The sequence below is a fragment of the Candidatus Aegiribacteria sp. genome, from assembly GCA_021108435.1.
GTDB lineage: Bacteria > Fermentibacterota > Fermentibacteria > Fermentibacterales > JCC-6 > Aegiribacteria.
Map to the genome: position 1 here is coordinate 1 of JAIOQY010000018.1, position 11,190 is coordinate 11,190.

12 protein-coding genes and 1 pseudogene are annotated in these 11,190 nt (G+C 45.5%); 4 read left to right on the forward strand and 9 right to left on the reverse strand.

The window, feature by feature from the left end; translation table 11 throughout:
- Positions 1–96 precede the first annotated feature (96 nt).
- From K8R76_00955 to K8R76_00975, 5 genes and pseudogenes are all read right to left on the reverse strand, one after another.
- Positions 97–1,794: a PQQ-binding-like beta-propeller repeat protein gene (locus K8R76_00955; protein MCD4846741.1), complete on the reverse strand. Its 1,698-nt coding sequence runs from the start codon at positions 1,792–1,794 to the stop codon at positions 97–99.
- Positions 1,795–1,885: 91 nt separating this feature from the next.
- A complete protein-coding gene (locus K8R76_00960; GenBank protein ID MCD4846742.1) occupies positions 1,886–2,077 on the reverse strand; it encodes a hypothetical protein in 192 nt (63 codons plus the stop codon).
- A gap of 200 nt (positions 2,078–2,277) precedes the next feature.
- Positions 2,278–2,355, reverse strand: a pseudogene (locus K8R76_00965) (transposase).
- Positions 2,356–2,520: 165 nt separating this feature from the next.
- On the reverse strand, positions 2,521–3,714 hold the full coding sequence (locus K8R76_00970) for an ATP-binding protein (GenBank protein ID MCD4846743.1): 1,194 nt from the start codon (positions 3,712–3,714) through the stop codon (positions 2,521–2,523).
- A gap of 87 nt (positions 3,715–3,801) precedes the next feature.
- Positions 3,802–4,050, reverse strand: coding sequence for a hypothetical protein (locus tag K8R76_00975; protein MCD4846744.1), 249 nt, complete (start codon positions 4,048–4,050; stop codon positions 3,802–3,804).
- A 125-nt stretch (positions 4,051–4,175) separates the two neighbouring features.
- On the opposite strand from K8R76_00975, the gene K8R76_00980 reads away from it, so the two are divergent.
- From K8R76_00980 to K8R76_00995, 4 genes are all read left to right on the forward strand, one after another.
- A complete protein-coding gene (locus K8R76_00980) occupies positions 4,176–5,879 on the forward strand; it encodes a PQQ-binding-like beta-propeller repeat protein (GenBank protein MCD4846745.1) in 1,704 nt (567 codons plus the stop codon).
- Positions 5,880–5,980: 101 nt separating this feature from the next.
- Positions 5,981–6,997: a hypothetical protein gene (locus tag K8R76_00985; protein MCD4846746.1), complete on the forward strand. Its 1,017-nt coding sequence runs from the start codon at positions 5,981–5,983 to the stop codon at positions 6,995–6,997.
- 285 nt (positions 6,998–7,282) lie between these two features.
- Positions 7,283–7,912, forward strand: coding sequence for a hypothetical protein (locus K8R76_00990; GenBank protein MCD4846747.1), 630 nt, complete (start codon positions 7,283–7,285; stop codon positions 7,910–7,912).
- Position 7,913: 1 nt separating this feature from the next.
- Positions 7,914–8,243, forward strand: a complete 330-nt coding sequence (locus K8R76_00995; GenBank protein MCD4846748.1) for a transcriptional regulator — start codon at positions 7,914–7,916, stop codon at positions 8,241–8,243.
- A gap of 76 nt (positions 8,244–8,319) precedes the next feature.
- Here K8R76_00995 and K8R76_01000 read toward each other — a convergent pair whose 3' ends face one another.
- The 4 genes from K8R76_01000 to K8R76_01015 form a co-directional block, all read right to left on the reverse strand.
- Entirely contained in the window at positions 8,320–8,823 is a 504-nt protein-coding gene (locus K8R76_01000) for an adenine phosphoribosyltransferase (GenBank protein ID MCD4846749.1), read from the reverse strand.
- A 79-nt stretch (positions 8,824–8,902) separates the two neighbouring features.
- Positions 8,903–9,391 carry a hypothetical protein gene (locus K8R76_01005; GenBank protein ID MCD4846750.1) on the reverse strand — a complete coding sequence of 163 codons (489 nt, stop codon included), beginning with the start codon at positions 9,389–9,391 and terminating at the stop codon, positions 8,903–8,905.
- 106 nt (positions 9,392–9,497) lie between these two features.
- Positions 9,498–9,956, reverse strand: coding sequence for a hypothetical protein (locus tag K8R76_01010; GenBank protein MCD4846751.1), 459 nt, complete (start codon positions 9,954–9,956; stop codon positions 9,498–9,500).
- Between the two features lie 28 nt (positions 9,957–9,984).
- Positions 9,985–10,932 carry an aminoglycoside phosphotransferase family protein gene (locus tag K8R76_01015; protein MCD4846752.1) on the reverse strand — a complete coding sequence of 316 codons (948 nt, stop codon included), beginning with the start codon at positions 10,930–10,932 and terminating at the stop codon, positions 9,985–9,987.
- Between the last annotated feature and the right edge of the window lie 258 nt (positions 10,933–11,190).

Below are 11,190 nucleotides of genomic sequence, written 5' to 3' on the forward strand. Positions count from 1 at the left end.
GGTTCGAGTAGATCGGGAATCGAGGCGCCAGTGCCACCCACCATTAAAAACGACATGGAGCCTCGGCTGGGCTCTACACCATTAACAGTGGCACTTCTATCTCAATAGACACAAACCTGTGTTTTCTGAAACCCCACCTGACTGTATCCTGCATATGTAAAGTCCAGCCGAAACAACCTCACCATTCTCTTTCCTTCCATCCCAGATGATGGAGTGCTGACCATTTCCAAGCTCTGAATTCTCAAGTGTTCTGACGATTCTTCCAGACAGATCGTACACTGTAACTGAGGTCCATCCCGGTTCGGAAAGCTCGAAAGATATTGATGCCGAGGAGTAAAATGGATTCGGGCTGGCGCATAAAGCAAGCCTGGTGGAAGGTTCCAGTGAAATACCAGTTTGCGTGACTGTGAAATTAATGGTATCTGCTGCAACAGCAGCACCATTATCGAATGAGGTCACTATTAGCTCATTAGGACCTACATCTGCGTAGAAATAATCTTCACGGTACGTGTACTTCAGACCGGTCCCGAAGGCGTAGAGATTGCCATCGATGGCTGGGATATACAAAACTCCATCAACTATTGAAGGACTTCCCTGGAAACGATTAGCAGTTGTCATATATGTCCATACTGTATCTCCAGTAGTACAGTCCAATGAGATGACTCTAGCACTATCGTTGTGAGAGTAGTCACCAAAGAACACCATCCCGTCAGCAACAGCAGGAGATCCATGTATTTCATAATCCTGCAACCAATTAAAAACACCAGCTAATGAATCTACAGAAGCGAAAGGAGGATCTTGACCACCAACGTATATGTTACGATTATGATAGGCGGGAGTTGCTGTAATCGCATTACTATTACAAATATTCGACAACCATACTGTCTCTCCAAATACAGCATCTATCGCTCGTAGATACCCATCCATACAACCAATGTATATTATTCCATCGACTATATTCGGAGAAGAATCCCAGTAGTCTGAAGGCGGAAATTTATTAATCCACATAATTTCACCTGTATTGCAATCCACTGCAAAGAGTGCACCTTCGTATTGCATATTGCTGACAGATGGTATGATCAGTAGATTCTGCCACACTGTCATGCAGCTTGCGCAATGACCGGGAAAATCTTCAATTGACCATATTTTGGATCCCGTTAAGGCATCCAGGCAATACAGATCCATTATCTGATTATTGTATCCGGAACAATACACTTTCCCATTACTGACGGCAGGCGTACTTCCATGCCAATCCGCATCACCGAAAACCCAGATCATCTCCCCCTCAAGCGCATCAATGCACCAGATAGAATCACTGGCTGTGTAAAGCTTACCATCTTTGACTGTGACAGCATCGTCAGTGTAACCGGTTCCGGTGAATACCCACTCTACCTCACCAGTGGCGGCGTCCAGAGCATACAGATCTTCCCCGCCAGAATCCTGCGGATAGTATACCAATCCATCCACAACAACAGGCGTGGGGAACTCATGCACTGTTCCAGTGATAGGCGCTGTCCAAAGCACCGTGTTGTCATGAGGCGCTGGAGATTCCGAATAACCATGATGCAGATCATTCTGCATGTAGGTATACCAGTCAGTATTCAAGCGGGGTATAAGGACGGCAGTCTGTCCATTGAGGTTGTAGTGTACTGAGTCAGGGAGCTCATTCTCATTCTCAACGATGGCTCGGAGTGGGAGCCAGTCTCCATCGTAGGTTTCACCATCAACAGGTTCGGTAATTGTAAGATTGGTAACTGATATCAGGATTGCTGTGAGGATCATTCCGAAAGTCATAATGCCATCCTATTTCATTTCCGTAACAATGATATTCTAAATTCTCCATTTGCTTGTATTTCAATACCTGAAGTTGAGTCAAGGATAGCAATCAGACTTGAGATAACCCCCTCAACTGCCTTTCAGTAATAAGTTGTCTGCTCCAGTAATCGCCCATCTCCTCTATCTCTGAGATTAGCATTTCGGGCAATCCAAGCAAATTCAACATTTGCGTCACTCTTGCTCTTGATAATCCGAGCTTCCTTGCGAGATCAACTCGACTCAATTCTTCCATCTCCATCATTAGGGACATCTCACGAGTAAGGATGATTGGATTACTGAAAGTTTTCTTCGGTTGGCGATTTATCTGATTGGATCGGGTTGTATCATACAAAATGATGGTTCGCTGGGAGACACGACCGAGGCACCAGTGCCACCCACCTATAAAAGCGACATGATGGGCTCGGCTCGGCTCTACACCATTAACAGGGGCACCTATCCAATCTAAGCACATAAGGTTCTTACTCTCAGTCTATAGTTTTCGAAGTTTCTGAAGCCATATGCTCTTCTGACGATCATTTTCCAGCCATGACATGATTTACTCTCAACATAACGTGTCTCCTGCACTTCACCTGAATGATTTAACTGAAATGATAATACTGCATCAGGCTCTGCCCGTACGGAGCTGGTGACCCCGAGGTTCTATTTTCCCCCGCATTCCCATATAGGAGATGTGATCATATCTTATCATGCGAAGTATTCAGAAGGGTTCATTCGCAGAGCTTTTTCAATCGGAACGCCATCCCCACCTACAAGCAATACCTCGGCATCCGGATACTTCCTAATGAATCTTGCCATACCTCTTCGGGTATGACCTCTTGAACCTGAGTAAACCTCCAGACCAAGCACACGATTCCTTTCCGTCAGTACATAATCCACTTCATCTCCACCTGCATTCCAGTAAGTAAGATCATTTTCCACATTAGAAACTGTTTCTCTGTACAAATGGCCACCAACAGCTGCTTCAATAATCCTTCCTCTGTATACAGGATTCTCTCTTAAATACTTAAGATCATATCCTTTAACAGCACTGATCAGTGCTGTGTTCAAGGGCAGCATCTTCGGACTTGCACCGCGTTTTCGAATCTGACTGCCCGAGTATTTCTGCAAACCAGCAATCAATCCAGCATCCTGCAATAGCTCCATGTAATGCGCGAGTGTAGTTGTATTCCCTGCATCATGAAGTTGCCCAAGCATCTTGTTGTAGCTCACTTTCCGACAGGAATATTCACATGCGAGCATGAACAGTTTCCGTAACAGAACGGGTTTATCTACTCGCGTCATCATAAGGATATCCCGTGATATAGATGTTTCTATGAGTGAATCGAGAATGTATTTTCTCCATCTGCTGAAATCACCTGAAAGGTCAGCTCCTCCAGGATAACCGCCAAAAACCAGATACTCCTCCAGATCCAATCCGAAAGCCTCATGCATTTCATTCAGGGACCAGTGCCCCATACGGATCAATTCAAAGCGCCCGGCGAGGCTTTCCGTAAGCCCTTCCTGCATCAGCAGAGCGGATGAACCAAGAAGTACAACTGAGAGAGGATTATCCCGCAATTTCTCTTCATCCCACAGATACTTCACAGTTTCTGACCAGTCACGTATCTTCTGCACTTCATCCAAAGCAAGAATAGCATCAGTTTCCATAGCGAGAATACGTGCAGCCTGCCAGCGCTCCTCTATCCATACACTTCCCGCCGGAGCCGGAAGATCTGAAGTTGCGTAGATAATTGCTTTTCCATCTGATTCAAGAGTGTCAAGAACCTGCCGAACCATAGTTGTCTTCCCGACCTGTCTGGGGCCGGAAACAACCTGGATTCGTCTGGATGGTTCTCGCATTCGGTTCAGAAGTACGTTGTATTCAGATTTTCTAAACATGATATCTCCAATTACTCATTACTTTGAGTTAATTTACTCAATGTATTGAGTAGTTGTCAAGATAGTCTTAAAGATGTTTCAGGAATGTTACCATATACTCGGATCACTTGTGGTCTTCACCCCTAGAGTGAGATCACCCGGATCACTATGTACACTGATCAACGGCTTTTGTTTTCTTTCTGCGTAATTGTCTCTCGGTAACGAGCTGCCTTTCCAATAATCACCAAGCTCCTCTATCTCCCTGATGAGTTCTTCAGAAAGTCTCAGAAGGTTGAGCATCTGGGTTACTCTGGCTCTGGATAGTTCTAGTTTCCTGGCAAGATCAGCTCGATTCAATTCAGTATAATGCATTCCATTGTACTTGACCGGGCATCATATGGAATGGTATAAAGATAAGCATCGGATTCAAGACAGAAATGGAATCCACACAATCATTTTGCTGATTGTAAATGGAGGACAGAATGGATTTCGTAATTCTCCTTACAGCAATCCTCATATCAACCACCAATCTTACAATTACTGAACCTTTCGATGGCGAGACCTATAACGGTGATTGGCTCACCGTCAGGGCCATTGTGGAGAACGAAAACGAGAAAGCCGACTCAGTCCACTACTCGCTCAACGGTCAATCAGTGATTCAGATACCAAGGTTAAACACCGATTGGTACACATATATGCAGAATGACCTGCATCACGGTTACTCGGAATCACCTGCCCCAACGGACAATACAATACTCTGGACTGCGTCAATTACCGGGACTGTGCACGAATTCCCCACCCCTGTTGTTGTGGATGGATTGGTATACTACCCACAGAACGAGGGAGGAGACACGCTGTTTGCGCTGGATGCAACTACCGGTGATGTGGAGTGGATATTCACTGGAACTGGCTCCACAGACGATGCTGTTACAGTAAAAGACGGCAGGCTGTACACAGCAAGTGATTCTATCTGGTGCCTTGACGCCCTGACAGGAGAGCGAATCTGGGCTTTCGGTGATGCCAATTGGACTGGAAGTACACCTGTTGTGAGTAATGGTAAAGTCTACTGTGCTCTTCGATACAATGAAAGCCGGATCTATTGCCTTGATGCAAACACAGGCATTGAGCTTTGGTTTAGCGAAGTACAAGGTCATACTGTAAGCTGCATGACAGTTTGGCAGGATATGCTGTTCATCCCCACATACCGTCTTGGTTCATCAATTGGCTATTTGCATGCTTTGGATGCAGGTACTGGAGATGTAATCTGGGAAAATGATGACTCTTATCAAGGTTATTGGGATTCATCGCCAACTGTAGTCGACGAAGTTATCTACATTGGAGGATATGATGGTTATCTACGTGCAATTGATGCCAATTCCGGAGAGACCATTTGGGAAACCGATTTTGGAGATGGAATTACTGCTACTCCCGCCTATCATGCAGGTTCTCTTTACATAGGTTCGAATTATCCACCCTTTGCATCGGTGAATGCGTTGAATGGATTCTTCAATTGGACAAGTGATTTCACTATACATGGTTCACCCGGGATTGCAGACGGAACAGTGTTCTTTGGTGAAAACTCTTACAACGATAGTGCAAGAGTGATTGCCCTGGATTGTGTCCTTGGAGATACCATCTGGACTTATATGACAACGGCAACCGTCTTCGACGGTAGTCCTGCAATCACTGACGGGATTCTATACATCCCGGCGATTGACGGAAATCTCTATGCTTTTGGCACAGGTTTGAAGTACACATATCTGGATGATCTCTACGCCGATATCGGTGAGAACGAGCTTATAGTCACCGCTTTCGATGAGGGCATCGCCTTTGCCGCTGATACCGTTAACTTCACTGTTACCGAGACAGGGATTGGACCGGAGCCCTCACACAGACTTGACCTAAGTTCTTCCAGAATTGGTTTATATGCAAGCCCGAATCCCTTCTATTCCACCGCATCCATCTCATTTGAGCTTTCCGAGCCGGGATACACTTCAATGAAAGTGTATGACCTTTCCGGCAGGATTGTATGCTCCCTGACAGAGTCTGAGCTTGGATCTGGAGAGCACTCTTATATCTGGGATGGCACGTACCAGAACGGAGAGCCTGTTTCAGCCGGTCTTTACTTCTGCAGAATTCAATCCGGAAATATCACAGAAACAACCGGCCTGTGTCTGTTGAAATGAGAAGCCAGAATAAGTGACTTCAATGGGATTGCTTTCATGGTCTGAGCTGAGCATACTGCAATATATTGAGCTTCAGTGATAGGTGTATACGGGAGAATATTATGAAACTGATCATTCTCAGCATATTGGTGTTAATAACCATATCCCTGGCAGTGGAAGATACAGCTGTAACGGATATGCTGGCTCTCCTGTCGGAGAACAACTTATCAGGCCGTCTGGCCTGGGTCTCAGACCGCTATGGTGATTCTGATATCTTCTTCATGGATTTAAGCGAGGGTCGACCGAAACGGGTATGTGCTTTTGAGGGCGAGGATCGCCACCCCGTTCTTTCCCCTGAAGGTTGGAGAATCGCATGGGTTTCGGAGATGTTCGGGCAGCCGGACATCATTTTAGTTCACCTGGGGCCCTATGGGCACACCCGAAGTCTGGTGCGCCTGACCGATACGCCGGACACCGAGCGCGATCTGGATTGGTCCGCAGATGGCGAGCGACTGTATTTCTCCGTACTTGAGGAACCGGATCTTAGTTCCATCAGCCTCTTCACGGATCCAGCTTCCATTGAAAACGGAATGATCGACGAGATAAGCGCTCTTTATTACTGCAGAACCATGACCGGTGACATAGATAATCAGAGCTTGGAACCAGGGAACTACCGTTACCCCTGCCATGTCTCCGGTTTTGGTATCGTCTGCGCATTGAGGGCCTGGGAGAGCGGAGCCCTGGCAAAACTTGCCTATGTCCACGATGCTCTTGTCACCTCGGATTTCCCGACCCCGGGTGACGAGGTACTCGGTCCCATTCGTCGCTATCCAAACGGAGAACTCCTCGTCCCCTTCCGAAGAGCGGACCAGCTTTACTACACTCGGATAGTTCCCGAAAGTGGAGAAGTCGTATCTGAGTATAGCTCATCCTGGGATCGGTTGAATCCGGTGCCTGATCCGGCTGATGGAGGGAGTGACTGGTACATATGCCAAACGGCACAGTCCGGCGAACCAGACTCGGAAATACTGTTCATCTACGGTCTTCAGTCATCCGTTGAACCTGAGATGATTCCTCTTACACAAAACGACTTCTATGACGGTGAACCCTCCTGGGTAGTACTCGAAAAGGTTGATTGATTCTTTGCTAATACAGCCCCAAACAGGGATGGAGACCTAAAATCATATTCCAGTACCTTGCTTCCGGGCTAACTCAGCCTGTGTTAGTCCCCTCCCTTCTTATCCCTCTGACAGTTCTTGTGAAAAGATTATCGGGCTCCGATATGTCAGACAGCAGGGTGTTTTCGAAATTCCAGGGTTACAGTACTTGACATTATCCTGATTCTATCATATTCATTCAAAGAACTTTGATAATCAAAGTACTTTTTGATTAGAAACACCTATAAATTACACTGGAGGTTGATCATGTCACAGAAAATCAGTTTGAAAGAAATTGAGCGAAAAGTCTTCACTTCTACATTCCAGGATGGCGTGTGGGATATTGTCCTGGGTCTTTGGCTCCTGACGATGGGTATCGCCCCATTGCTGGAGAAGGTCATACCTCTCTCGGACTGGTGGATTATGATTCTAAGCGTTCCGGTCATGCTGGCATTGTGGAGCGGAAAGAAATTCATAACCATCCCTCGAATGGGCCTGGTTAAATTTGGACCGAATCGGAAATCTTTACTGAGCTTGATTTTGACAATAGTATCCGTCACATTGTTCCTGTCATTGTTTCTGGGAGTCTTGTTCGCAACGAACAGAATTCCGTCTGAGCTGGCAACCGGAATATCCATGCCTGTGATTGTCTGGGTGGTGCTGTTCATCGTCGGCTTCAGCTTAGCAGCCCACTTTCTGAATCTTAACCGCCTGTACGCCTATGGTGTGTTGTTTGCGGTAGCTCTTCCCGTTCGCATCATCCTGAAGCAGATCCCGAACCTGAAAGGTATCAGCCTCAGTGCATATTTTGTCTCAGCAAGCATCATTCTGCTCATTGGAACGACGATATTGATCCGCTTCCTGCGCGACCATCCGATCCCAACAGCGGAGGCGTAGAATGACGAGTACGAAAACCGGTAAAGAAGATCTGCATCCTCTCGTGGACATTGATCGGATCATCCATGCTCCGGCCAGGCTCTTGGTTCTAACTTATCTATATGTTGTCGAATGTACTGACTTCATCTTCTTGATACGCATGACCGGACTGACGTGGGGCAATCTTTCAACACATTTGAGTAAGCTGGAAGATGCTGGTTACGTTGCTATCAAGAAGGAATTTAAAGGTAAAAAACCACATACCATGATACGCCTTACTGGTGAAGGGAGAGATGCTTTCCGGAAGTACAAGCAAAGTATGCAGCAAGTTTTAGATGACCTGCCTGACTGAGAGACAGACCAGCTGAACCTCTTCTTCTGTTATTGCGGAAGTTTATCTCTTGAAAGAGGAAGGCTTTATAGGTTTTTCAGGCTTTCCAGATCGTGTGGACTCTGTATTTCCTGCTGATCTTTGTCGTCATATCATTCTCATCCATATTGATTGTCGCGATACCGACAATAATTCCGCCTTGTGCCTCAATCAGTTTTGCAGCAGCTTCAATCTGTGATCCCGTTTCAATCCACTCATCAACCAGGAGTACTCGAGCTTCTGTTGGTAATACATCTCTTCGAATCTCGAGTCGTTTGAGTTTACCAGAGTAGTCCCGGAAATTCTCGCCGTCGGTCTCGACCGGGAGCTTACCTCCCTTACGAATAGTGATAACTCCGATCTCCAGATAACGTGCGATGGCAGTACCAAGGATGAAGCCAAGTGCATCAACACAGGCTACGAAATCAATTTGAGTGTTCTGGAATGGCTTAGCAAGGTCTACAACGAGTTGTGCAAAGCCTTCTGCGTCTGCGAACAAAGGCGTAACATCATACCGGTTGCCTGGTGTCTCCGTGTCAATCTTGTGCAGATATGTCTTCATTTCTCTTTCAATCCTGAACACCTTGATCACTCGATTCATAAACACAGCAAGAATATTCGGGTGAGTTCTGTTACGTGTATTACTTTTTTCTTCTAAAAATTCTTCTTAAAAATAGAACCCACAAATTCCAGTCTGAATGCATTTTTTCTGTCAGGAAATTGTTTTCAGCTTTATCCATGCAGTCTTCGAGCAAAGCATCATGAAGCCACTTTATAGCAAAATACCAGGTAAGCATTCCTTTTCCTGATAGAGTCATGCTTATTGTATGTTTTAACTCAGTTTTGTCTTTTTCTATTTCTGTGATTTCAAATTTATGAATTCCTTTAAATCCGTCAGGTTTCATGAAATCGAATTCAATTAAATTTCCGGGGACATATTTCTTGATTGAATATCTGATAGGTCTGTGTCCACCTGTTGCACCTTCAACTAACCCTTTCTTGAAAACCATTGGAGGCCATTTTTCCTTTGGCCATAACAGATCATTATTGGATGACAAAGTATCAAGAATTTTCGAGATATTCTCTTCTGGCTGATTGATAATTCTTTTATGGATATTAGTAACTTTCATTTTAGTCTCCTTTCAAAATACATAACAATGATTGTATGGATATCTTGAAGAGTAGAACCCTCGTAAGTGGTGTACGAAGCACTATCCGGTCAGGTGCAATACTATGTCAAGGTTCAATATCAGTCAGATCCTGCCATTCGGCCTGCCCTGATCCAAGAACATAGCTTCCGGAAAGTTCGCGAGTTACACCACTTCCAACATTGAATTTGTAGGTCAGTGTTCTTCTTCCATCTACCTCACTTATCTGAAATCCCCCGGCATAGCCGCCACCATATCCCGAGCATAGCAAGACAAGTTTGTCGTTTTCTACGATCAGTGTATAGCCTGCCTGGTAATCCGAAAACGTGAAAACCTGAAACGGAATCGTTGAGATTTCTATCTCCTGAACATTGAGATTGTCCGATATTTCAGCTCTCTCCGCAAAATCATCCCCTAATTCACCGTTTTTTATGGCCTGTTCGATGGATGCAGGAGTGTATGCAGTTGTGGTTGTATCGTCTGATCGGCATGCAGCTATCAAAAGCAATACTATTATTATGAAAGATAATCTTTCTTGCTGTTTCATTTCATCCTTACCATTGTTTCTGAAGCTGTTATTGAACCCGTCTGTTCCCAATCAAACCTTCGATGCGATCCGTCGTCCACCTGTAGCCGCCATGATCGTCTGATTTGGCGAAGAATCTCATACTATCGAGTGCAATGTAGCACTGGTAGCACAGAAGCCGCTCGTCAAAGCCGGACATATCGACAGCCCGGTGTTTGTAGTCCGCCCTGAAAATATCCCTGTAACCACGTCCGGCATCCCAGTAGTCAAGCCAGGCTACATCGTAGAGCGGATCGCCGTACTTCGAGTCAATCCAGTCAAGTACAGCAGAAACTTGTCCTTTGTTGATCAGAAGATTTCCAAATCCATACCCGCCATGAACGAGATATTTCTTATTCGGGCAACAGATTAATAGTCCTTCCATTTGCCCGTACACTCGATCAAACAGCTGCCGATCAAGGAAGCTGGTCTTAAACAGGTTGTGCCACTTGCCATAGAAACCATCGGATCGCTCCTCGTCCTTCACGTAGGTTAGATTCGAAGACCAGTCAGAAAAGAAACCTTGCCCCTGACCATCGAATAAACCATAACCCTGTGGTTGTCCGATGTCTGTGTCGTGGATCGCATTCAATGTATTAATTACCGAAGGCAAGGCCAGTGAGATATCCTCCGGAGAGAGTCGATCCAGGTGTTCGCCGACGATCCTTGGCGTAATGCAGTAGTGAAGCTTATGCAGCCGCCCGATATCGATTACTTCGGGGATTGGGACATCGGAAGAGTTATATTTCGCGGCAATATATCTCTCTTTCTCGAAGTTGGCATCCATGTTATCGGCGTTGAAACGAATTACGTAATCCTTTTCATCGGTTCTGAAGATGAAGGTCTGTGCGATAAGACCACCTTCAGTGCCCCTTAATTCGGTTACCGGACCCGAAAAGTGAGATGCCAGGATGTGGAATACTGAGCGTTCTTCAACAATTGGCTTGATCGTGGACATATTGAATTCCCATCCCTTTAGAATCGTCTAACTTCTTGTATCAAGTACTTATATGAAATGCTGGCAGGATACCTTTCTAGTGTATCCTTCTGTCAGCGTTTATCTATTCGAAGCCCATAGTACAGATGCCCTGCTTCAATTCCGTCAAATTCAGCTACTCGCGGCATATGTCCCCATTTTTCAAAACCATACTTTTCCAGAAGCTTGATGCTGCCCTGATTACTGTCAAGAAGTATTGCGAATAAAGTCTTTATCCGG